The following is a 20,093-nucleotide window of genomic DNA, read 5'->3' as shown; positions in this document are numbered from 1 at the left end:
TCAAGCCAGGCCGGCGGCTCCCGTCCCACAAAGGAGGCAAACCCCGTGCACCAGCCCGTCATCGGCATCGCCCAGAACTATGGAAACCGAAAACACCTCGTCGACGCCTACGCCGTCATCCAGGACCCCTTGGCCCCCCGACTCGCCGTGAGCGTCGCCGACGCCCTCGTTGACCACCCCGGCGCAGCGCTCACGGCCCAGCTCGGCGCGCACACCGCCGCCACTGCCGCCCTGACCTACAGCCCCGACCAAGCCTGCGCCGCAGCCCACGACCGGTGCGCCGATCTCCAACACCCCGCGAAGGGCAGCCTGCCCCAGACCCAACCAGCAATCGTCACGGCCGTCATCGACGGCCGCCACCCCCTCCTCCGCATCGCCTGGTCCGGATGCTGCTGGGCCTACGCCGTGACCCAGGCCGGCAGCATCCACCGGCTCACAGACCCATCAACGCCCCAAGGAACACCCCGAATTGCCACACGAAGTGTGCCGCGCACCGGGATCCAGTCCCTGCTGCTGTGCAGCGACGGCGTAAGCAGCACGCTCTGCGACACCGCCATCGGCCTCTCCCTGCTCTACGACGGCGACCCGCGCCAAGTCGCCGCGCACCTCGCCCACAAGGCCGGTGATCGCGGCCCGGACAACGCCACGGCCGTGGTCGTCCAACTGCTCACACCCCACACCCCCAAGGAAACCTCATGACATCCAAGACCTCACCTGTCCGTCGGCTGAAGCAGAACCGCCGCCGACGCGTCGAAGCCCTCGCCGCCTTTGAGCACGCCCGAAAGGTCTACGAGATCGCCCTGCTGGACGACCTCACCGCCACGATCGTGACCGCAGTACCCCAAGCCACGCATCTGACGTTCGACCCTCCCGTCGCGGACGGGCAACTGCTACGAGGCATCTGGACAGTGACCCGCGACGGTCGCGAACGCCAGCTCATCAACCGCCAGGACCTGGACCTCGTAGAACTGAACGCCGCAGAGCTCGACGGCGTCCTGTACCAAGCCTTTGACCTCTTCTCCGTGGCCTGGACCGCTACGCGTCCCCACGACGACACGAACCCGTGCGTCCTCGACTTCCCGCCGGCGGACCGCGAGACCCGCATGTCCACCCTCGTCCGGGAGCACTACCCAGAAGCCCAAGGGCTCATGCTGAACCTCACCTCGCACAGCGCCCACCTGATCGCTGTCCACGGCGGAGACACCCCCTTCACCGTCATCAGGCAGGACAGCGACGGAAGGCCGGAGAGCGCCTTGTTCCCGGACAGCACCCAGCGGCAGATCGTAAACCTCGCTGTCCAACTGGCCTTCGTGCCCGGCTCCTCCCTCTACCGCACGGCCCCCACCCACGGACGGGTCTTCAACCGGGTCCGCATGGCCCTCAAACCGGCCCCCTCCACACCGCCCCAGAAGCACCAGCCGGAGGAGGAAGGATGATCCACGTACCTGCCCAGCACGCTCAAGCGATCGCCACCACTGCCTTGAGCACCTGGCCCCTCATGATCGGCCTGACCGTCGAGTACGTCTCCCACGTCGACCAACCCCCGGAGGGGTACACCACCTACGCCGTCGTCAGGTCCAAGCACCCCTACGCCCAGCTCGCGCTGCTGCGCTGCGACGGCTACGGCCACGTCACCCGCGGGTGCGAACAGGCCGTGGACAACACCGTCTGCTGGCGGCCGTCCGCCTCACACCTGACCCTGCGCGACCCCGGCCTGTGCCCGTCTCACCTGGCGCCCCTCAAGAAAGGCGACTGGGTCCGACACCCCGAACGACAGCTCTACGGCTTCATCGTCACCACATCCCCAGACAGCGATGTGGTGGAAGTCGACTTCGGCGCCGAGGAGACCGTGAGCGTGCGAGGCATCCAGCTCCCCCGGGTGCCCCACTACATCGCCGAACAACTCACCCGCGGCCCCCTCGGCAACGCCGAGAACTGACCCGCCCGGTCACACACCTGCGGACGCCGTGTGCGAGACGGCCCCGTAACGGAACTCCACACACCCACTGGAAAGAGACTCCCATGCCACCTCAGGCGCGCAGCGCCGAACTCGGCCACCCCGTATATCCCTACAGCATCTCCGGCTTCGGCACACGCACCGAAATGCACCGCGCACTCACCCTCTACGCCGACGTCATCGCAGCCCTCGAAGCCCACGTCACCGACGTGGACATGGACAACTGCGCCAACAGACTCGCAGTCGTCGTCCACCTCGCCGAGGACCAGTACGTCACCGTCACCGGCCGCCGCTCCTTGCCCCACCACCCCGACCGGACGGAACTCGGCGGATGGACCGCCACCTACATCGACGACCAGTACGGCCACAGCCAGGTCCTCTACGACACCACCACCCCTGAAGGCGAGCCGCCCGGCGACATGTCGCTGACGCCCCTCGCGGAAACCGTCGGCGACTGGGTCAACACCTGGCACGTCGCACACCAGCAATAAACCCGCTACGTCCCGGGAGGGGGCCGCGCCAGTGCGAGCGGTCGGCCCCCGCATTCCCGTGCCTTCACGACGGAAAGAGACCATGCAGACCATCATTACCACCCACGAGGGGACACCCTTGCGGGTCACAGTAACCCCCAACTTCACTACTGGAGAAGCAACTTACAGGGTCGACGGAATCGGAGCCTTCACCTTCACCTGGCACCACACCGTCGCACCCGAACCGCCGGCGGTAGACGACCTGTTCCTCTCCTGCGGGCTCGGGGAACCTGAATGGGGACCCCAGCGAGAGGCCCCGGTCATCAACGAAGTCACCCTCGTCGGATACGGCTTCATCACCCCTGACGAAATCCAAACCCACCGTGGTTCAGCGGCACAGACCCTGCGCAACGGCATGCGCGTGAATGTCGAACCCGACATCGCCCACACTGCCACATCCATCACCACGGCGCTGGCCGCGCACTTCCTCGGCCAAGCGTGGACATCCTCCCTGCGCCGCGGACTCCTGTACCACCACGCCGCCAGCGTCCGACGCCACGCAGAGGAATGCACCAGGGGCCTCACCCGACAGATCGAGGATGCACACCGGCAGATCCAGAAGCACCTGGCCCATGCAGCGCTGGCCACAGAAGCACTCCGCGCCGGACCAGTCGTCCCGCCGCCGACGAGCGACAACGAAGCGGAGACACAGTGATGGTGCAATTCGACCTCTTCGGCGAGCTAGAGACCAAGCTGACCGCACGCCAGGCAGAAAAAGCAGCACGAGCAGCGGAGCAGGCCAGCGCCCCCCGGCGAGGCCAGCCTCCGAAGGGAATGCCCACTCGATCCGCCGGTGCGCCCAGACGCCTACTGGAAAACAGTAAACGCCGAATCCACGACCTTGCGACGAACATTGCTTCCACCTGGCATCGCAACTTCGGCGGCAGCAGCATCGAGATCCCCATCGGCGTCGTCGCCTCGCTGATGCTCTTCAAAGAGCCAGTAGAGGATGAACTAGCCCTTGCCCAATGGGTGCTCCAGCGCAAAAGGCATGAACTTCCCAAGCTTTACCAGGAAGTTTGGGCGATGCAATGGATTGCCCGCCCTGACCTCATCACACGGGCACTCCCCCTGCACCGGTGGCTGGACGACGAGGAGCACGACACGCAACGTCTGCACGCTGTCCAGGCCGTCACAGCAACCGCTCTGGAGGGTGGCCTGACCGCCATCACAGGACGGTCCGACCCCTACGACAGAGCAGAGACCGACGTCCTCGGCCCCCTCATCATGGAGCTCCGGTCAAAGTCCAGCCGCAAGGGCACCGCGAGTTCCACACGCCACCCGAGGTCACAGACCTGATGGCGCAGATGACCTACCCCTCTGCCGATTCGTTGCCGACGGATGGATGGATCGTCGATCCCTGCGTCGGGTCCGGGGGGATGTTCCGGGCGGCCGTGCAGCGGATCCGCGACCTAGGGCTAAACCCCCACGACTGCAACTGGTTCGGCATCGACATCGACCCCATCGCAGCCGCATGCACCGCAGTAAACGCCATCGTCTGGGACCTCGGGCCCAAAGTGGTCATTGCGCAAGGCAACTCACTCACCAGTGACTGGGGACTCGAATCAGCGCTCCGGGAACGGCAATCCATCATCGAGCACCGCAACCAAGTCGTCGGGCAGGCGAACATGATCGCTGCCATCCGCAGGGCCGAACGACTACTGCGACTCCACCTGGCCGCGTGAACGAAGCATCCTGCCAAGCCCCCTAGCAGGGGCTAAGTAGCCACAGCGATCACCTGCGCAGGCCGTTTTCAGCAACCTACCCGCCTGAAGGAAGGCCCTCCGAGATAGCGGCCTGCGCAGCGTCCACGGCAACTACCAGGACATCCCGCACACAGATGAGAGAGGAGCTGCATGTACACCGTATTCGATGAGTTCGCCGGTGTCGGCGGCAGCAGCGAGGGAGTCGAGGCCGTGCCCGGCACCGAGCTCATCTTCGCCGCCAACCATGACCGTCAAGCCGTGGAATGCCACGCTGAAAACTTCCCCAGAGCCGACCACTACATCGGGGACGCGGCGCGCACCGACATCACGAAGTTTCCCCGAGCGGACATCTTCTGGGCGAGCCCCAGCTGTCCACCGTGGAGCTCGGCGCGCGGCGTTCGCCGAGACTTCGACCGCACCACACAAGGGAGCCTCTTCTGGGAGGAAACGCCCGACCCGAAGACCAGGCGGGCCAGAGCGCTCATGGAGGAGATCCCGCGATACCTCCAGGCGATGATCCGCCGTGGAAAACCAGTGCTCTGCGGAGTAGTGGAGAACGTTCAAGAGTGCCGCCTATGGGATCAATGGCCCCGCTGGCTCCGCGAAGTGAGTTGCGACGGCCTCTACCGCACCCGCGTGATCGCGCTCAACTCGATGCACGCCAAAGGGAGAAGCGGGCGCGCACCGCAGTCAAGGAATCGTTTGTACGTGGCCTACTGGCGATCGGACCTGCCCGCCCCCGACTGGGATAAATGGCTAAGGCCCCGCGCATATTGCCCGGTGTGCGACAAGGTCGTATCGGCCGTCCAGGTCTTCAAGAGGCCAAACCTCGACATGGGGTCCTACGGCCACAACGGACAGTACTGGTACCGATGCCCCTCCAAGGCGTGCAAAGGCTCGATCGTCGAGCCTGAGGTCACACCCGCCTCTGCGGCCATCGACTGGTCGATTCAGGGCCAGCGGATCGCCGACCGGGCAGAGCCGCTCGCCGAAGCCACCATGGAACGCATCGTGCGGGGAATCGTGAAGTTCGCGCGTGCCCCCTTCACGACACCGGCCGGCGGCACCTGGCGGACTGAGCCATCCCCCCTGAGTCAGCCCATGCCTACCAGGACCACCAGGGAGAACGACGCCTTGGTCGTCCCGCCCCTCCTGGTGCCGGCCGAAGGCCGTGAAGGGAAGGTGGCCTCGACCGTCGAACAACCCATGCGGACCCAGACCGCCCGCGCCGAGACGGCACTCGCCACTGTCCCCCCGTTCCACATCAATCTCCGCGGAGGCGGCTCGAAGACGGCGGCCTACCCCGTGGACCGCCCCGTCGGTACCGTCACCGCGAGCGGCACACACCACGGGCTCGTCTCCGAGACACGCTTGCTGATCCCGTACTACAGCAACGGCTCAGCCCGGACCGCCGACGAACCCATCGGCACCATCACAACCCGCGACCGATGGTCACTCGCCCAGCTGCGGCAGGAAATCGACCTGGGCGACGTGCGATTCCGCATGCTCCAACCAGCTGAGATCGGCCGAGTGATGGCATTCCCGGATACATACATTGTCCGTGGTTCAAAGCGAGACAAAGTCCGGATGTACGGCAACGCGGTCACACCACCTGCGGCCGAAATCATCGTCTCGGCACTGGTCGAAGCGATCACAGGTGAACCCCTGGAACCCGCCCAGTGAATGCACGGGCCCGGCTCGAGGTCCACCCACCCGCCCTCGCGCCACAACCATTCGGCACCAACTCACCTAAGGACACCCAAACATGGCCAAAGATCCAGAGAAGGCGCGGCAAGTCTGGGCCGCCGACTTCGACGCGTACATTGCGGAAGTCGCCCGCGGCATCGGCGACGGATGGACCGTCGAGCCCGAGTCCATCACCAGCGACAGCACCTCGGCCTTCCTGACCCACGTCGACGGCCGGACCATCGGCCTCCGCCTCCTGTGGAACAAGCGGGCGGTGCAAACCTGGGCACAGCCCGTACCTCCGCGTCCCCTCGCTCCCGACGCGACCCCGCAGGACCAGGAGGAGTACAACAGGGTCGCAGCCGCCGGAGGCGTCCGCTACAACGCCGGCGCCACATTCACCACCGAACAGCCAGCCCGGACCACCACCATGGCGATCCGCGCCCACGTCCTCCCCGTCTTCGACGGCAAGCGCCGCGTCCTGCACGCCTACGGCAACCATCCCACCACCGAGCCACAAAAGCCTCAGCAGACTGTGAACGACCCGGACGAGCCCACCAACCCAGCACCCGAGGCTCAAGAACACCAGGATGACGAAACCGCGGCGCACGCGCCGGCCGACTCCGTGGGCGTAGCAGCCGCTACCGGGAAGAAGAGCGGCAACCCGTCGCGGACGAAGGCCGACGCACGGCCGAGGCCGACGAGCAACGACCAGTCGGCAACTCCCGGCCCGGCGACAGTCGAAGACGGCAAGCCTCAGCGGCCCACCCGGAAATCGTCTGCCAAGCCCGCTGATCGACCGACGCGGGAAACGACCCGGAAGCCGGCCAAGACCGCCACTGCACGACCGCCTAAGCCCAAGAACCCCTGAACCCGTGAGGGGGCGGCTCGACCGCGCCGCCCCCTCCTCTCGACCTGTGTGGAGACGAACAGTGGTCCACTTGTGCAGCTCGACCCTGATCCTGCGACCCATCAAGACCAAGAACCCATCTACCTCACAACAGCCCTGCAGCGCAGCGCGCCAAGCCGGCCACAAGCGCAGGAGGCCCCTGTGATCGCCCACACCCCAACCATCGAACGCACCATCCAGGTCGGCGACATGGCTGTCACCCTCCGCACCGGCAACCGACGAACCCGCGCCCTCTCAGTCACCTCAGCAGGCGCCATCGTCGTGCACGCCCCCCACGGAACCAGCAACGCCACCGCCATCGACCTAGTCAAACGGCGCCGCGAATGGATCTACCGACAGATCGCTCAGCGCACCTACGACCGCGCCAATCACCCTGTCAAAGAGCTCGTCAACGGGGAGACGTTCCTCCTCCTCGGTACGACGTACCTCCTCCACCTCGCACCGCCCGGCCCGCACCCCGAGCCGACCGTCCAGCACCACGCCAGCGACGACGGCCCCCGCCTCCGCATCTCCAACACCCTGGCTCGCAACCCAGTGAAGGCGCGCCGAGAACTGATCGCCTGGTACGCCAACCAGGCACAAGAATGGCTCGATTCAACCGGCAGACAAAACGTGCAACTCGGCATCCGACAGTGCCCCACGCTACGAGCATCCTCCCGAGCAACCACCCGATGGGCCACTTACCGGCCCGGTCGCGGCCTGGTCCTCCACTGGGCCGTCGCCCAACTCGCCGAAGAAAACCTCCACACCCTCATCGCCGAATCCCTCCACCTCAACCACCTGGGCGACCTTCACCAACTCCACCGGTCCTGCAAAGAGCTATGGCTCGGCAAAATCCTCCAAATCGGACCTTCTCGCAGCGCATAACCCGTTCACCCCAGAGGGAGCAGCAATGAAGGCAAGCGAAGCCGAGCGAATGATCAAAAGCCACCGACTCAGCAAGCGAATGATCGAAGCGATCCGAACCGGCAACAACGATCGAGTCGTCATCTGTAGCGCAACAACCGAACGAGCGCTCATCAGCAGACAGATCATCCACCCGGTCAACAGCAACCTCACACAGACCGGCAAAGAGATCCTCGCGGCCCTCCAGAAGGAAGACCCGACAGCCAACGCCCACGAGGAAGGGTTCATCACTCCCACCCCGCAGGCTCCGCTAGTCGGCGAGGTCATCCGCCACGCCGGCACCTCCAGAGGCAGCTTGCCCCACCACGCAAACCATCCAGACGTGCGAGCCACCCTGAAAGTCCTCGCCACCCTCCAACTCGCCAACTGCACCGAGGACACCGACATCTCCGGACTCGACGGGATGGACGCAACGGTGCAAGGCGTCTTCGTAACCCCCCGCGGAGAAGGACGCGTCGCCGTTTACTGGGCCCAAGCTGGATCTTGCGTAGGCCCGCATCGCGAACCCCACCGCGCCGAGCTACGCGCCATCGCCGACACACTCCGCGATGCCGGATGGCAGGTCGAGCGGGGAAACCGCTGCGTGTTCACCAACGTTCCTCCCCAGCTCCTCAAGCTCCGCGCTCTGACCCATGGAGAGACGGCCACGGAGTCAAACGAGCCCGGCACAAGCTGAACCTGTAACACCTGTGCCCCCGGGAGAGCGCCACCCCGGGGGCACGAGCATGCCGTGTGCCCCGGAGCAGCGCCCGGATGCTCTGGCACTGCCGGGTACCGTGCGGCACACTGCTTAGCCGACGGGACGGCCGACTCAGTCGAGGGCGCTGCCGATCCCAGTCAGCAAGGCGCGCTCGCATGCTCCCGGTCCGTCGACCAGGTCCACGAAGTCGGCGATGAGCGCGAGTGCGCACGTCATCGCTCGCGGTTCGCTGTCGGGGACCGGCCCGGCCTGGTCTCGCCAGGCCACCGGGTCGTGTCCCTCGAAAGTGACCCTCACGACCTGGCGCACCATCGGTAGGTCGGTCTCCTCCACGAACTCGGCCCACCGACCGATCTTGTCCATCAGGGTCTTGGTGAACTTCTCGGTGAACTGCTCGTCGCCGGGACGGCCGACACGGATCTGCTCCAGCGCGCCACAGATCAACAGCACCGTTCCCCGGAGGAGTTCGCCCATGCCGTAGAGGGCCGTGGCCGCCGCGATGCGCTCGGCCAGGGCGGGCCATGCCTGTTGGTTGTCTGGCGAGCGCAGGACGCTTGCCTGGTCCCATGCTGCCTGAACTGCGCCAACCTGGACCTGCGAACCGCTCATCCTCATAGCGGTCGAGCGTAGCCACGCGGACTCGCACAGGAGATGGCGATTGCGATATCCGACCCGGAAAAGGTTCTCCCCGCTTAGACTCCCAGTTGGGCTGGAGCCCATGCTGCCTGATGCCGGCAGCGGTCGTGAGGCTGTCCGTTTCAAACGCTAAGCAGTGCCCTCGCTTTGGAGCGTGCATGCTGCCTCCCGTGATCCCCCACAGTCGGGTCCACTCAGGGACCGTTCCGCCTCGGTGGGGACAAGGCGGGGACACAGGTTCTCGGTGGGGACAGGGCGGGGACGGAGCGTCCGAGAGAGATCGGTACCGGTTGGCACTGCCGGGACTGGACCGTCATCGAATAGCAGCAGGTCACATGGGCTTATGGGCGACCGATGGCGCATCCACGGAGGTCAGCAGCCCCGCTCGCCAAACGATCTCATATCCCTTACAAAGCGGATGTCGGCGGTTCAAATCCGTCTGTGCCCACCCCATCGGAAAGGCCCGGGAGCGATCGCTCCCGGGCCTTCGCCGTACCCGTGGTTTTCGTTCAGCCGTTCTCCCCGTGGCAGGACCGGCACGGCGGTCTGATCAGGAGGTTGGCCATCGTGCCGTGGTCCTCGTGGGGGAGGACGTGGCAGTGGAAGACGGTTTTGCCGGGGGCGTCGGGGCGGAAGTAGGTGCGTACGGTGAGTTCGCCGTGCGGGGGGAGGCGGTGGGTGTCCCACCAGATGCCGGGGTCGGTGTACCAGGAGGTGTCCCCGCGGGGGACGCCCTTTGCGCCGACGATCTGGAACGGGTTGATATGGATGTGCATCGGGTGCTGGTAGCCGTCCTCGTTGACGAACCGCCACTCCTCGACCGTCCCGGCCTCGGCCTCGACGTCGATGCGGTTCATGTCGAAGAGCCGGCCGTTGATGAGGAAGCGCGGACCGGGGCCGTGGTGGCCGGAGTTGTCGCGGGCGACGGTGATCGTGCGGTGGCGGGCGACGGGCAGGTCGGGCATCCGGCGGGGTGCCACGAGGCGGTCCGGGATGCGGCCCGTCGCCTGGCGGCCGGTGACCTCCAGGGTGCCGAGCCGGAGGGCGGGCCGGTCGGCGCGGCTGCCGCCCGGGTGGTAGGCGGCCGCCTCGATGCGGTAGCGGCCGGGTTTGCCGCCGCGTACGACGAACTCGGCGCGGTTGCCCGGGGCCAGCATGATGGCCGGTACGGGGCGGGTGCGGTCGAAGGGGATGCCGTCCGCGCCGATCCAGTGCAGGGTGTGGCCCTCGATGCGCAGCCAGATTTCGCGGTGCGGAACGGCGTTGAGGACGCGCCACCGCTGCGTCTCGCCCGGCTGGATGCGGGCGACGGGGCGGAGTTGGCCGTTGAGCGGGTAGAGCCGTTCGGCCTTGACGCCGGGGAGTGCGTCGTAGCCCTCGTCGTCACCGGCCGGCAGCATGAAGTCGGTGGGGTTCTCGCCGTTGGCGTCCACCCGCAACGAGCTGACGACGACGGTCCGTTCGCGCATCGCGGCGATCTCGGGGACGCGGTCGATGTCGCCCTCGACGATGAGGGGCCCGCTCAGCCCGGACCACGCCTGGTGGGTGGTGGAGCCGTGGTGGTGCGGGTGGTACCAGTGCAGGCCCGCGGGCTGGTCCTTCGGGACGTCGTAGACGTACTGGAAGCTGTTGCCGGGGTCGACGCGGATGTCCATGTTGTCCGAGCGGCCGCCCGGGGACACCTGGAGGCCGTGCACATGGATGTTGGTGGCGAAGGTCTCCTTGCGGAGTTCGTCGACGTCCGGGAGGCCCTGGGCCCGGGGCAGGCAGTCGGAGTGGTTCCGGTCCTTGTCCCGCTCGTCGCAGGAGGGGAGCAGGCCGGTGGGGACCATCTGGTTGCGCAGGAGGATCCGGACCCGGTCGCCCGGGCGGATGCGCAGCACCTCGCCGGGCAGCCCGTTGTTGTAGGTGTCCAGCCGGAGCCGGCGGCCGCCGACGACGGTGCTGGTGGTGGCCATGGCGAGGGTGTGGTCGAGACGTCCCGCCCGGCTGGAGACCTGTGGCAGGTCACGCAGGAGCGGGCCGTCGTCCTGCCGGGGAGTGGCCCCGGCGGCGTCCTCGTCGGTCGCTTGGATCGCGGCGCCGGCGAGACCGGCCAGCGCGCTGCCGGTGCCCAGCGCGCCCACTCCTCGCAGCACGCGCCGGCGGGATGGATTCCGGCCTGGGTTCATGGCAGGTTCTCCCCATGGGATGACACTCGGGAGTCGTCGTTCATACGATCCGATCCTCGGCGCGGTGGCCCGGAGAGGGTCTGCGCAACGCCGTGGAGTCCTTCGTCCGGCCCCATCCGGGCGTAGGGCCCGGTCCGGGCGCCGTCTCGGGAATGTATGGACGGGATGTCATGGACGCGGCCGGTCGCTGTTGTGGTGGGCGGTGATCGTGCTGTCGGCGAAGTGCCCTTGCTTGTGCGGGGATTGGTGTCCGCCGGTCATGTGCGGATGTCTTCCGGGTGTGCGGCGAAGTCCGCCGGGTGCTTGCGGTGCAGTTCCTCGTACCGGGCACTGAAGGCGTCGACTGCTTCGTGCAGGGAGCAGCCGAGGTGGTCGCGCAGGATCGCTATGGCGTGGATCTTCCGGTGCGCCAGGATCTCGGCGTCGGCCACATCGGGCACAGGGTCCTCGGCGTTCCGCATGGGTGCGATCGAAGCGGGACGGGCGTGTGGGACGCAAACGGTTTGTGAGGCGGAAGTCATGCTCCGCGCCCGGTTGATGAGGGTTTGATGAGCATCTTCTTAACTTGGGCGCGAACCCGGCGCCGTTGTCAGTGGGTGGCCGTAGCCTGAGCTCATGTCCCTGGTTCGTGTACGTCAGCAGCGCCCGCAGCTCTGCGCGGAGGAGATCAACCGCGCCATTCGGGCGTTCCTGTCCGAGCGCAGGGGACGTGCGCTCACCGCCGCGGAGCGGCGGGAGTACGAGCGGCTGCGGGCGGAGTGGGTGATAGCCGGGCGGACGGCCCGCTGCTGGGGGAGGGGTCAGGCGCCGGCCGGGGCGTAGACCCAGGCCTGGGTGCCGGAGGCGAGGGGGGCGAGGGTGCGGGCGTAGTCGTCGACCTCGTAGGCGTCGGCGGCCGCCAGGTCGGCCTCGGTGATCTGCAGGGCGGTGCCCCGGACGCGGTCCGCGGGGTCGCCGGTGGGTCGCAGAATGGGGTGGTGGGCCGAGCCGCTGAGGGCGATGACGTGGGGATCGGTGATCTCCACCGTGTCCAGCAGATAGCCGGGCAGCTCCTCGGGCGTGCCGGGCACCTCGCGGCCGAAGAGGGAGCGCTGGACCTCCGGCTGCCGCAGGGTGCCGTAGGTGAAGAGGCGGACGGTGGAGCTGTCGATCATGTGCACCAGGATCCGTGGCGGACGGGGGCGGGGGCAAGGTGAGCTGGGTCTCGGTTGAGCGGTTGACCGCCGTCCGGCACGGGGAGAGCACGGCCAATGTGCTCTTCGAGCGGGGGCGGCGGGACGGGGTGCCGGTCGTGCTGCCGCCCGGCGGGGACGCGGATGTGCCCCTGTCGGAGGCCGGGTGGGGGCAGGCCGCGCGGGCGGGCCGGTGGCTGGCGGGCGGGGATCCCCCGGACGCCGGGGCCGTCTCGCCGTATCTGCGGGCCCGGCAGACCTGGGAGGAGATGGCGCGGTACGCGCCCCTGCCGCAGCCCCGCGTCGACGGGCGACTGCGCGACCGGGACATGGGGGAGCTCTCCGGGCTCAATGAGATCGCCCTGCGCGAGCGGGCGCCGGAGGAGGCGGCCCGGCTGGGGGAGTGGGGGCACCGGCTGCCCGGCGGGGAGTCGTTGTCCGACGTCGCGGACCGCGTCCGGGAGGCGTTGGGCGAACTCGGGGCGGCGCGGCGGGTGTTGGTCGTCGCGCATGATGCCGTGATCGTCGCTCTGCGGTATGTGCTCTCCGGGGAGCGGCCTCCCGCCGCTTCGTGGCCCGTGCCGAACGCCTCCGTCTCGCGATGGGTCCGGGACGGGGACCGGCTGCGGCTGGTGGCGTTCGGGTATCGGCCCTAGAGGGCATTGCGCACGGTTGTGCGAGGATTTCCGATATGGACGGCCGGCACCCCTTGACCAACTCCGCGACGGCGATCCTCTACCTCCTCGCAGGTGTCGCCGGCGTGGCCGCCTCCGTGTGGATGGCGTGTTTCTGGGTGCCGGACGAGATCGCCGACGAGCGCGCGTACCGGTCCGCGCCCGCCTGTGCGCAGACGTCCCGGACGGAAGACTGCGTCCGGGAGCGGGAGTTCACCGTTTCCGACGTCCGTCTGGGGAAGAAGCAGCACGAGGCGACCCTGACCGACTCCGCAGGCGCGGTCCGGCGGGTCGGGTTCGCCGGTGACGGCCCGCTGCTGAGCAGGCTGCACGATGGCGACCGGGTGACCGGCACCGTCTGGCGCGGCGCCGTCCAGGAGATCGCCGCCAAGGGGACGAAGCAGGAGACCTGGGCGCGTCCCGTCAATCCTCCCGGCGCGAACCTGGCCGCCGCCATCGGCGTCGGCAGTGCGGGGCTGGTCCTGACCGCGGTGTGCGGTTGGCGGCTGCGGCAGGGGGCCGACCGGCACGAGCCGACCCGGCGCATGCGCTACCTCGTCCGGCTCGCCCTCGGCCTGGGCCTCGCCGGGATCGCCGCCGCCGTGCTCGCCACGGCGTTCGACCTCGGGCTCTGGGCGGGACCGGCGCTCTGGGCGCTGTTCGCCGCGCCGATGGCGGCCTTCGCCGTGCGTGCGTGGCGGCGGGCGCCGTACCTGGTCCCCGAGCCGTGGATTCCGAAACCCCTCCCGTAGGCACCCGAGTCGGATGTGACGCGGGTCACCGGAACCGCCTCCCGTCCGCGGAGAGGTAGAGGGCATGAACGGAAACGGATCGAGGGGCGTGCATGCGCGACCGCATACGGGCGGGTGACCGCGAGGCGTTCGCCGAGCTCTACGAGGAGCACGCGCGAACGGTCTACAACCACGCCTACCGGCTCACGGGCGACTGGTCGGCGGCGGAGGAGGTGATGTCCGACACCTTCCTGGAGGCCTGGCGCACCCGCGCGAAGGTGGAGCCGGAGGGCGACTCCCTGCGGCCCTGGCTGCTGGGCATCGCCACCAACAAGGCGCGCAACGTCAACCGGGGCCTGCGCCGCAAGCTGGCCTTCCTGGCCCGCCGGCCGGCGCCGACGGCCGACACGGTACGGGACTTCGCGGACGAATCGGCGTCCCGCATCGACGGCGGGCGCGAACTGGACGCCGTCCGCCGTGCGTTGACGGCGCTGCGCCGTCCGGAGCGGGAAGTGCTGGCCCTGTGCGTCTGGGGCGGCCTGGACTACGCCCAGGCCGGGCAGGCCCTCGGCGTACCCGTCGGCACGGTCCGCTCCCGGCTGTCCCGCGCCCGCACCCGGCTCCGCCGGCTGACCGACGAGCAGCTCGGCGCGGACGCCGGGCGCGCGCGGGCCGGTCGCGTGCCCGCAGAGAACGCGGCCGCCCTGACGGCCCTGGCCGTCCAGGAGGACGCCCGATGAAGACTCCCGAACACCAGGACCTGGCCGAGCTGCTGCCCGCCCCCGCCGAGCGCGACCTGCCGCCGCACCGCCACCGCCACCACAAGGAGCGGCTGCTGCACGCCATCGACGCCGACCGTCGGTCCCCGGCGTTCGTGCGTCGGCTCGCCCGTCCCGCCTTCGCGGTGCCCCTCGCGGCCGCCGCCGTGGCCGGCATCCTCGTGGTCACCACCTTGACGGGCGGCGGGCACGACGAACCTCCTGCGCAGCGGGTCCCGTTGGCCGGGACCGGCACCGAGCGCGGGGCCTCGTTGCTGCTGGACCGGCTCGCGGGCGTCGCCCTGAAGTCGGGCACCAAGCCGGTGCGGGACGACCAGTACGTCTATGTGCGCAGCCTGATCACCGAGAAGGCCCACCTGAAACCCGTCAAGGTGGGAGGTCTCAAGCAGCGGGAGGACTGGACCTCGCAGGATCCGAGCCCGTCGCACGATGTCGGGGTCTTCCGTGAGAACGGGAAGTTCGTGAACATCTCCAGCGCGGACAAGGACCCGGCGGGCATCGACCGGCCCACCTATAAGTGGTTGGCCTCCCTGCCGACCGACCCCGACGCCCTCTACCAGCGTCTCCGCAAGGAGACCCGCCCCATCAAGGGCGTGGACTTCGACCAGACCGTCTTCGACACGATCGGCACCCTGCTCTGGGCCGGTGTCATGCCCCCCAAGACCGAGGCCGCTCTCTACAAGGCCGCCGCGAAGATCCCGGGCGTGGTGACGATGAAGGACGCCGCCGACGCCGACGGCCGCCACGGCGTTGCCATCGCCCGCGAGGACCGCCAACTCGGCCAGCGCACCGAGTGGGTCTTCGACAAGAAAACCCTGACGTACCTCGGCCAACGGACTTATCTCACCAGGACCGACGAGTGGGGCGAGGCGGGCACCCTGGTTCATGCCACCGCGATCCTGGAGCGGGCCGTCGTCGACCGGGCACGTCAAATCCCCTGAACGGGTGGCAGGATGAGGGTGCATGACCGCCCAACTGCTCGGCTTCGTCGCCGCCTCGCTCGCCATCATCGTCGTCCCCGGCCCGGACCTCGTCCTGCTGCTGCGCAATGCGGCGCGGTCCGGGCGGCGGGGTGCGGCGGCGACGGCCGCCGGCATCATGCTCGGAAACGCGATCCTTGCTGCGGCGGCGGTCGCGGGTCTGACGGCGCTGCTGACCGGGTCGCAACTCCTGTACTCCGCCCTGCGCATAGCCGGTGCGGTGTATCTGGTGCATCTCGGCGGCCGGGCTCTGATCGACCTCGTCCGTGCCCGGCACGACGACGCGGCCCCGACAGCGCCCGAGCCCGCCACGGCTGCCTCCTCCTCCCAGGCGTTCCGCCAGGGCCTGGTGAGCAATCTGCTCAACCCCAAGGTGGCCGCGTTCTATCTGTCGCTGTTCCCCCAGTTCGCCCTTCCCGGCATGCCGACCCTCGCCCAGCATGCGCTCCTGGCAGGTCTGTTCTGGGGGCTGGCGCTGGTCTGGTACGCCGTGGTGGTCACGGTGCTCGGCCGCATACAGGCGGTGCTGCGCCGCAGGCGCGTACGGCGGGCCATATCCGGGGTGTCCGGGGTCGCGCTGCTGGGGCTGGGGGCGGCGCTCGCGCTTCGGGACTGAGCGGAGGCCGGGTTCCCGTCGGCTACGGGCCGCTAGTCGGGCAGTGTGACCGAGGTCAGGGTGCGCAGGGCTGCGACGGGGAGGAGCAGCCCCCGGTCCTCGACCAGGCTGTAATCCATGATCAGGCCCGTCAGGGCGCCCGCGCTGGAGAACGCCGGGGCCCCGACCAACCCGTCGACGAATTCACCGGACACCCGCAGCAGGTCTCCGCTACGGCCCTTGACGTCGAGGAGGCACGAATACCGCCCCTGCACCGCGTGCGCGCTGACGAGAAGTTGACTTCCGGGAGTTGGGCGCTGTTCCAAGAACAGTGACCGGTCGGGGACGGCAACAGGCTCGGTCAAGCGCAGGACTTCGAGGGGTGGGAACCCGTGCGCCTCGATCCGCTCGACCGGCAACGTCCACTCGTCGGTGCCGGCGCCCACTACGCGGAGCCGTCGGCCCAGCCGGAATCCATCCTGGGGTGGACCTGCCGTAATGATCGTTCCGGCGTCGAGGAGCAGGCCGTTGCACTCGTGCTTCCCCTGCGCGTCGTAGAGCCGGATGCTCACCGACGCCACGTACTCCTCGTCCACCTGCCAGGTGTCCGTGACCATGGTGACACTGCCGTTGACATGTCCGAACTGATACACCGTATTCAAGGGCGGTGCGCCGGGGGCGGACACCACGTTGTTGTGGACGTCCGCCTCGGGGCGGAAGGCGGCGGGCAGCACCTCCGGCAGCGGGACCTCCTCCTCGTTCTCGGCCAGCAGGCGCTCCAACTGCTCGCAGCGTTCCTCCGCCTCCTGATGCAGGGCCCGTACGCGCGCCAGCTCCTCCTTCAGCCCGCCGATCTCCTCGCGCAGCCGGGCGTTCTCGTCCGCCGCTGCCGGTCCCGCTTCCAGCTCGTGGTTGCGCATCTCCAGGTCGCGGATGCGGTGTTCGCGGTCCTGGAGGGTGTCCTCCAGCCAGCGCTCCCGGGTGGCCGCGCGTCGCGCCTCCCGGTCGGCCTCGGCCAGTTCGCGTTCCAGGAGCTGCACCCTGTGGGCGGGGCTGCTGCCCGACTCCAGCGCCGCGGTGTGCAGTGCGCGAAGCATGTCGACCGTCCCGGCGGTCGGTACGGAACCCCGCACCTCGCCGACGTCATGGAGGAGGTTGAGGACGAACTCCCACGGCGGCAGCCGGCGTCCGCCGAGGTAGCGGGAGACGGTGGACGAGTCGTACGCGCGGCGGGCCGCGTAGCGTCGGGTGGATACGCGCAGGCCGACGAACAGATCGCGCAACGCCCTTGCGAGCGCGGCCACATCGGGTGGCAGACCCTCGTCCATCGGCTGCAGTTCGCTCATCGCCGCCCCCCGCTCGCTGCCGGACATCCGGCAGCACCGCTGCACCTGCCGCAGCACCCCGGCCCTCCGCCAGCCTGGGTGCACCGCCAACCATGACAGGAGCTTCGCAATGCCGCAGCGCAACGGGCGAACTTGGGATCTCGTCGCCTTCCTCGCCGTACTCATCGCCGGTACGGTGCTCGTCCTGTGCGGCGTGGCGCCGGATTCGCTGGCGACGATCGCCGTCGCCGTCTCGGGGCTGTACGCGGTGTGGCGAGGCCCGCAGCCGCCGGCGTAGGCGCACGTTCGGGTTGCTCTTGTTGCGTGTGCCGATGCGGCTCGACGGGCTCGTCCTACGCTCGCGCGAAGCGGATGGCGAGCAGGGGAGTTGAGTCATGGCCAAAGGCACCTTCGGGCAGTCGAAGTTCGGCTGGGAGTTCTTCGGGTCGGAGCTGAAGCGGAGGCGGGAGGCCGCCGGACTCACCCAGTGCGAGCTGGGGCGGCGGGTGTTCTGCTCCGGGTCGTACATCGGGCAGTTCGAGTCCGCCTGGCGCAAGCCGCAGCTGGAGATCGCGGTGCGGATCGACGGGGTGCTGGGGACGGACGACTTCTTCGAGCGGATGTGCAAGGAGCTCATCGACGGGTCGGTGGAAACGGACTACTTCAAGGACGCGCGGCTGCTCGAAGGTTTGGCCACCGCCATCCAGCACTACGCCCCCATGTACGTGCCCGGGATCCTGCAGACGGAGGCTTACACTCGGGCGGTCGTTCTGGGAAGCTTCCCCTTGACGCCGGAAGACGACCTCACGTCGTGGACAGCCTCCCGGATGGAGCGGCAAGGCATCCTTGACCGTCCAACACGGCCCCAGCTGTGGGTAATCATTGACGAAGGCGTGCTCCGGCGGCCCATCGGTGGAGCAGTTGTAATGCATGAGCAACTGAGGCGCCTGGCGGCGATGGCGCGAGAGCGGCGCGTCGTCATTCAGGTGCATCCCTACAGTGCCGGAGCGCCGGCCCTGTCCGGGATGGTCAAGATCATGGAGTTCGACGATGCCCCACCGGTGGTCTATACGGAGGGCTCCATGACGGGCTGCTTGCACGACGTACCGGACCAGGTCGCCAGGTACGTGCGAGGCTTCAACCTCGCCGCGGCCGCCGCGTTGTCGCCGGAGGCGTCACTGTCCTTGATCGAAACAGTGGCAGAGGAGTACGCACGTGAGCGCGGAACACAACCGGTGGCGCAAGAGCAGCCACAGCGGCGGCGGGGACGGAGGCGGAATGGAAGACTGCGTCGAAGTCGCCGATGACATACCCGGCATAGTCCCCGTCCGGGACTCCAAGACCCCCGACGACACCGTCCTCACCTTCCCCGCCCCCGCCTGGGCCGCCTTCACCGCTCACCTCAGCTGAACGCCGCCAGCGGAACCGCGTCCCCCATCGCCTCGTACCCCGCCGAGTTGGGGTGGACGTGATCGCCGCTGTCGTAGGCGGCGCGCAGCCGCTGTGGGTCGGCCGGGTCGGCGACGGCCGAGGCGAAGTCGATCGTGTCGTCGAAGGCGCCGCCGGTGAGGATCCAGCGGTTCACCTCCTGGCGGACGGCCTCGTTGGCCGGGGTGCCGTAGAACGACCCCCGGAAGGGGAGGATCGTGCCGCCGTATATGCGCACGTTCGCCCGGTGCGCCTGCGCGATCAGGGTCTTGTAGCCGTTGATCAGTTCCTGGGCCGGCAGGGGCCGGTCGCTGAGGCCGATGTCGTTGGCGCCCTCCAGCAGGACGACGGCCCGGACCCGTGGCTCGGCCAGGGCGTCGTGGGCGAACCGGCGCAGTGCGCTGTCGCCCGTCTCCGGGTGGCCGGCCAGGGCGTCGGAGAGGACGCGGTTTCCGCTGATGCCGGCGTTCACCACGCCGTAGCGCGGCCCGCCCGGGAGCGCGGACAGGCGGTGGGCCAGGACGTTGGGCCAGCGGGTGTTGGTGCCGGGGGTGGAGCTGTAGCCGTCGGTGATGGAGTCGCCGAAGGCGACCAGCGTGCCCCTGGTGCGGGTGTCGAGGACGTCCACGGCGTCGAGGAAGTACCAGGACGCGGTCTCCGTAGTGTAGTTGGCGGCCCCGTTCTCCCCGGTGTGGTCGCCCTCCGTGGAGGAGTAGGCGGCTTCGCTCGCCACGAGGTGGTACGTGGACGGGCCGGTGTCCTTCGGCAAGTAGACGCTCACCAGCAGGTCCTGCTCCGCCTCGGCCCGGAACGGCACGGGGTCGCTGACGAGTTCGGCCCCGGCCGGAACGGTCGCCTTCCCCTTCCGGCCGAAGGTGACCGTGCGGTGGGTGCCCGGCACCGCACGGGCGCCGGACTCCCGCACGGCGACGTCCACCGCGCCGATGGCGAGCGGCCGTTGGCCGTAGCGGTTGGTCAGCCGCAGCCGGACCTGCTGCCCGCCGGCCGTGGTGTGCACCACCATACGGACGGTCCGGTCGGTGAAGGAGGGCCCTCCGGAGGCGGCTGCCCCTTCCCAACTCCCGGTCCAGGCCGCCTCACCGGCGTCCGCCCGCGACGGCCCGGTGGCGGTGACGGCCAGGGCTCCGGCCAGCGCGAGGGCCAGCGGCCCGCGAGCGATCCATGATCTGAGACGTAACACGGTGGT

26 protein-coding genes are annotated in these 20,093 nt (G+C 68.8%); 20 read left to right on the top strand and 6 right to left on the bottom strand.

Annotated features, from left to right (window positions below; translation table 11 throughout):
- Nucleotides 1–45 precede the first annotated feature (45 nt).
- The 11 genes from AB8735_RS12945 (at nucleotide 46) to AB8735_RS12895 (ending at nucleotide 8,371) form a co-directional block, all read left to right on the top strand.
- Nucleotides 46–699, top strand: a complete 654-nt coding sequence (locus AB8735_RS12945; RefSeq protein WP_372407366.1) for a hypothetical protein — start codon at nucleotides 46–48, stop codon at nucleotides 697–699.
- A complete protein-coding gene (locus AB8735_RS12940; RefSeq protein ID WP_372407365.1) occupies nucleotides 696–1,436 on the top strand; it encodes a hypothetical protein in 741 nt (246 codons plus the stop codon). The genes AB8735_RS12945 and AB8735_RS12940 overlap by 4 nt, the downstream gene beginning before the upstream one ends.
- Entirely contained in the window at nucleotides 1,433–1,939 is a 507-nt protein-coding gene (locus AB8735_RS12935; RefSeq protein ID WP_372407364.1) for a hypothetical protein, read from the top strand. The genes AB8735_RS12940 and AB8735_RS12935 overlap by 4 nt, the downstream gene beginning before the upstream one ends.
- Nucleotides 1,940–2,022: 83 nt before the next feature.
- On the top strand, nucleotides 2,023–2,448 hold the full coding sequence (locus AB8735_RS12930) for a hypothetical protein (protein ID WP_372407363.1): 426 nt from the start codon (nucleotides 2,023–2,025) through the stop codon (nucleotides 2,446–2,448).
- A gap of 82 nt (nucleotides 2,449–2,530) precedes the next feature.
- Nucleotides 2,531–3,142 carry a hypothetical protein gene (locus AB8735_RS12925; protein WP_372407362.1) on the top strand — a complete coding sequence of 204 codons (612 nt, stop codon included), beginning with the start codon at nucleotides 2,531–2,533 and terminating at the stop codon, nucleotides 3,140–3,142.
- On the top strand, nucleotides 3,142–3,786 hold the full coding sequence (locus tag AB8735_RS12920; protein WP_372407361.1) for a hypothetical protein: 645 nt from the start codon (nucleotides 3,142–3,144) through the stop codon (nucleotides 3,784–3,786). Before AB8735_RS12925 ends, AB8735_RS12920 begins: the two co-directional genes overlap by 1 nt.
- Nucleotides 3,786–4,172 (top strand): N-6 DNA methylase, encoded by a 387-nt coding sequence (locus AB8735_RS12915; RefSeq protein WP_372407360.1) that lies wholly within the window; start codon nucleotides 3,786–3,788, stop codon nucleotides 4,170–4,172. Before AB8735_RS12920 ends, AB8735_RS12915 begins: the two co-directional genes overlap by 1 nt.
- Nucleotides 4,173–4,343: 171 nt before the next feature.
- The gene (locus tag AB8735_RS12910; protein ID WP_372407359.1) at nucleotides 4,344–5,876 is read left to right on the top strand and encodes a DNA cytosine methyltransferase; all 1,533 of its coding nucleotides are present in this window, start codon (nucleotides 4,344–4,346) and stop codon (nucleotides 5,874–5,876) included.
- An 82-nt stretch (nucleotides 5,877–5,958) separates the two neighbouring features.
- Nucleotides 5,959–6,750: a hypothetical protein gene (locus AB8735_RS12905; protein ID WP_372407357.1), complete on the top strand. Its 792-nt coding sequence runs from the start codon at nucleotides 5,959–5,961 to the stop codon at nucleotides 6,748–6,750.
- Nucleotides 6,751–6,930: 180 nt separating this feature from the next.
- Nucleotides 6,931–7,656 carry a YgjP-like metallopeptidase domain-containing protein gene (locus tag AB8735_RS12900; RefSeq protein WP_372407356.1) on the top strand — a complete coding sequence of 242 codons (726 nt, stop codon included), beginning with the start codon at nucleotides 6,931–6,933 and terminating at the stop codon, nucleotides 7,654–7,656.
- Between the two features lie 25 nt (nucleotides 7,657–7,681).
- Nucleotides 7,682–8,371 (top strand): hypothetical protein, encoded by a 690-nt coding sequence (locus AB8735_RS12895; protein ID WP_372407354.1) that lies wholly within the window; start codon nucleotides 7,682–7,684, stop codon nucleotides 8,369–8,371.
- Nucleotides 8,372–8,506: 135 nt separating this feature from the next.
- On the opposite strand, the gene AB8735_RS12890 is transcribed toward AB8735_RS12895, so the two are convergent.
- From AB8735_RS12890 to AB8735_RS12880, 3 genes are all read right to left on the bottom strand, one after another.
- Nucleotides 8,507–9,004: a hypothetical protein gene (locus AB8735_RS12890; protein WP_372407352.1), complete on the bottom strand. Its 498-nt coding sequence runs from the start codon at nucleotides 9,002–9,004 to the stop codon at nucleotides 8,507–8,509.
- A gap of 536 nt (nucleotides 9,005–9,540) precedes the next feature.
- Nucleotides 9,541–11,169, bottom strand: a complete 1,629-nt coding sequence (locus tag AB8735_RS12885) for a multicopper oxidase family protein (protein ID WP_372407350.1) — start codon at nucleotides 11,167–11,169, stop codon at nucleotides 9,541–9,543.
- A 290-nt stretch (nucleotides 11,170–11,459) separates the two neighbouring features.
- Complete coding sequence (locus AB8735_RS12880; RefSeq protein ID WP_372407349.1) at nucleotides 11,460–11,663, bottom strand: hypothetical protein; 204 nt, start codon at nucleotides 11,661–11,663, stop codon at nucleotides 11,460–11,462.
- 154 nt (nucleotides 11,664–11,817) lie between these two features.
- On the opposite strand from AB8735_RS12880, the gene AB8735_RS12875 reads away from it, so the two are divergent.
- Complete coding sequence (locus AB8735_RS12875) at nucleotides 11,818–12,024, top strand: hypothetical protein (protein ID WP_344032441.1); 207 nt, start codon at nucleotides 11,818–11,820, stop codon at nucleotides 12,022–12,024.
- Here AB8735_RS12875 and AB8735_RS12870 read toward each other — a convergent pair.
- Nucleotides 12,003–12,356 carry a gamma-glutamylcyclotransferase family protein gene (locus AB8735_RS12870; RefSeq protein ID WP_372407346.1) on the bottom strand — a complete coding sequence of 118 codons (354 nt, stop codon included), beginning with the start codon at nucleotides 12,354–12,356 and terminating at the stop codon, nucleotides 12,003–12,005. The two genes, AB8735_RS12875 and AB8735_RS12870, sit on opposite strands and share 22 nt — an antisense overlap.
- A gap of 14 nt (nucleotides 12,357–12,370) precedes the next feature.
- Between AB8735_RS12870 and AB8735_RS12865 the strand changes: the two genes are divergently transcribed.
- The 5 genes from AB8735_RS12865 (at nucleotide 12,371) to AB8735_RS12845 (ending at nucleotide 16,154) form a co-directional block, all read left to right on the top strand.
- Nucleotides 12,371–13,030 carry a histidine phosphatase family protein gene (locus tag AB8735_RS12865; RefSeq protein WP_372407345.1) on the top strand — a complete coding sequence of 220 codons (660 nt, stop codon included), beginning with the start codon at nucleotides 12,371–12,373 and terminating at the stop codon, nucleotides 13,028–13,030.
- Nucleotides 13,031–13,065: 35 nt separating this feature from the next.
- Nucleotides 13,066–13,800 carry a hypothetical protein gene (locus AB8735_RS12860; RefSeq protein ID WP_372407342.1) on the top strand — a complete coding sequence of 245 codons (735 nt, stop codon included), beginning with the start codon at nucleotides 13,066–13,068 and terminating at the stop codon, nucleotides 13,798–13,800.
- A 92-nt stretch (nucleotides 13,801–13,892) separates the two neighbouring features.
- The gene (locus tag AB8735_RS12855) at nucleotides 13,893–14,519 is read left to right on the top strand and encodes an RNA polymerase sigma factor (protein WP_372407340.1); all 627 of its coding nucleotides are present in this window, start codon (nucleotides 13,893–13,895) and stop codon (nucleotides 14,517–14,519) included.
- Nucleotides 14,516–15,499 (top strand): CU044_5270 family protein, encoded by a 984-nt coding sequence (locus tag AB8735_RS12850; RefSeq protein ID WP_372407339.1) that lies wholly within the window; start codon nucleotides 14,516–14,518, stop codon nucleotides 15,497–15,499. Before AB8735_RS12855 ends, AB8735_RS12850 begins: the two co-directional genes overlap by 4 nt.
- 22 nt (nucleotides 15,500–15,521) lie before the next feature.
- Complete coding sequence (locus AB8735_RS12845) at nucleotides 15,522–16,154, top strand: LysE family translocator (protein WP_372407336.1); 633 nt, start codon at nucleotides 15,522–15,524, stop codon at nucleotides 16,152–16,154.
- Between the two features lie 32 nt (nucleotides 16,155–16,186).
- Here AB8735_RS12845 and AB8735_RS12840 read toward each other — a convergent pair whose 3' ends face one another.
- Complete coding sequence (locus tag AB8735_RS12840) at nucleotides 16,187–17,479, bottom strand: hypothetical protein (protein ID WP_372407335.1); 1,293 nt, start codon at nucleotides 17,477–17,479, stop codon at nucleotides 16,187–16,189.
- A 109-nt stretch (nucleotides 17,480–17,588) separates the two neighbouring features.
- Here AB8735_RS12840 and AB8735_RS12835 point away from each other — a divergent pair, with 109 nt between their 5' ends.
- The 3 genes from AB8735_RS12835 to AB8735_RS12825 all read left to right on the top strand — a co-directional run bounded on the left by AB8735_RS12835 (nucleotide 17,589) and on the right by AB8735_RS12825 (nucleotide 18,868).
- A complete protein-coding gene (locus AB8735_RS12835; RefSeq protein WP_372407334.1) occupies nucleotides 17,589–17,756 on the top strand; it encodes a hypothetical protein in 168 nt (55 codons plus the stop codon).
- Nucleotides 17,757–17,853: 97 nt separating this feature from the next.
- A complete protein-coding gene (locus tag AB8735_RS12830) occupies nucleotides 17,854–18,765 on the top strand; it encodes a helix-turn-helix domain-containing protein (protein WP_372407331.1) in 912 nt (303 codons plus the stop codon).
- Nucleotides 18,737–18,868 carry a DUF397 domain-containing protein gene (locus AB8735_RS12825; protein WP_372407329.1) on the top strand — a complete coding sequence of 44 codons (132 nt, stop codon included), beginning with the start codon at nucleotides 18,737–18,739 and terminating at the stop codon, nucleotides 18,866–18,868. Before AB8735_RS12830 ends, AB8735_RS12825 begins: the two co-directional genes overlap by 29 nt.
- On the opposite strand, the gene AB8735_RS12820 is transcribed toward AB8735_RS12825, so the two are convergent.
- Nucleotides 18,861–20,087, bottom strand: coding sequence for an SGNH/GDSL hydrolase family protein (locus tag AB8735_RS12820; RefSeq protein ID WP_372407328.1), 1,227 nt, complete (start codon nucleotides 20,085–20,087; stop codon nucleotides 18,861–18,863). The genes AB8735_RS12825 and AB8735_RS12820 overlap by 8 nt on opposite strands.
- Nucleotides 20,088–20,093 lie beyond the last annotated feature (6 nt).

This window comes from Streptomyces luteireticuli (assembly GCF_041519305.1).
Taxonomy (GTDB): domain Bacteria; phylum Actinomycetota; class Actinomycetes; order Streptomycetales; family Streptomycetaceae; genus Streptomyces; species Streptomyces luteireticuli.
The sequence above is the reverse complement of the archived record's forward strand: the minus strand, read 5'-3'. Positions and strand labels throughout refer to the sequence as shown.

Bases quoted from the DNA above. Each gene is read 5' to 3' on its own strand.
- AB8735_RS12940 (WP_372407365.1), top strand. From the start codon at position 696: ATGACATCCAAGACCTCACCTGTCCGTCGGCTGAAGCAGAACCGCCGC.
- AB8735_RS12935 (WP_372407364.1), top strand. From the start codon at position 1,433: ATGATCCACGTACCTGCCCAGCACGCTCAAGCGATCGCCACCACTGCC.
- AB8735_RS12930 (WP_372407363.1), top strand. From the start codon at position 2,023: ATGCCACCTCAGGCGCGCAGCGCCGAACTCGGCCACCCCGTATATCCC.
- AB8735_RS12925 (WP_372407362.1), top strand. From the start codon at position 2,531: ATGCAGACCATCATTACCACCCACGAGGGGACACCCTTGCGGGTCACA.
- AB8735_RS12920 (WP_372407361.1), top strand. From the start codon at position 3,142: ATGGTGCAATTCGACCTCTTCGGCGAGCTAGAGACCAAGCTGACCGCA.
- AB8735_RS12915 (WP_372407360.1), top strand. From the start codon at position 3,786: ATGGCGCAGATGACCTACCCCTCTGCCGATTCGTTGCCGACGGATGGA.
- AB8735_RS12910 (WP_372407359.1), top strand. From the start codon at position 4,344: ATGTACACCGTATTCGATGAGTTCGCCGGTGTCGGCGGCAGCAGCGAG.
- AB8735_RS12905 (WP_372407357.1), top strand. From the start codon at position 5,959: ATGGCCAAAGATCCAGAGAAGGCGCGGCAAGTCTGGGCCGCCGACTTC.
- AB8735_RS12895 (WP_372407354.1), top strand. From the start codon at position 7,682: ATGAAGGCAAGCGAAGCCGAGCGAATGATCAAAAGCCACCGACTCAGC.
- AB8735_RS12890 (WP_372407352.1), bottom strand. From the start codon at position 9,004: ATGAGCGGTTCGCAGGTCCAGGTTGGCGCAGTTCAGGCAGCATGGGAC.
- AB8735_RS12880 (WP_372407349.1), bottom strand. From the start codon at position 11,663: ATGCGGAACGCCGAGGACCCTGTGCCCGATGTGGCCGACGCCGAGATC.
- AB8735_RS12875 (WP_344032441.1), top strand. From the start codon at position 11,818: ATGTCCCTGGTTCGTGTACGTCAGCAGCGCCCGCAGCTCTGCGCGGAG.
- AB8735_RS12870 (WP_372407346.1), bottom strand. From the start codon at position 12,356: ATGATCGACAGCTCCACCGTCCGCCTCTTCACCTACGGCACCCTGCGG.
- AB8735_RS12860 (WP_372407342.1), top strand. From the start codon at position 13,066: ATGGACGGCCGGCACCCCTTGACCAACTCCGCGACGGCGATCCTCTAC.
- AB8735_RS12855 (WP_372407340.1), top strand. From the start codon at position 13,893: ATGCGCGACCGCATACGGGCGGGTGACCGCGAGGCGTTCGCCGAGCTC.
- AB8735_RS12850 (WP_372407339.1), top strand. From the start codon at position 14,516: ATGAAGACTCCCGAACACCAGGACCTGGCCGAGCTGCTGCCCGCCCCC.
- AB8735_RS12845 (WP_372407336.1), top strand. From the start codon at position 15,522: ATGACCGCCCAACTGCTCGGCTTCGTCGCCGCCTCGCTCGCCATCATC.
- AB8735_RS12840 (WP_372407335.1), bottom strand. From the start codon at position 17,479: ATGAGCGAACTGCAGCCGATGGACGAGGGTCTGCCACCCGATGTGGCC.
- AB8735_RS12835 (WP_372407334.1), top strand. From the start codon at position 17,589: ATGCCGCAGCGCAACGGGCGAACTTGGGATCTCGTCGCCTTCCTCGCC.
- AB8735_RS12830 (WP_372407331.1), top strand. From the start codon at position 17,854: ATGGCCAAAGGCACCTTCGGGCAGTCGAAGTTCGGCTGGGAGTTCTTC.
- AB8735_RS12825 (WP_372407329.1), top strand. From the start codon at position 18,737: ATGGAAGACTGCGTCGAAGTCGCCGATGACATACCCGGCATAGTCCCC.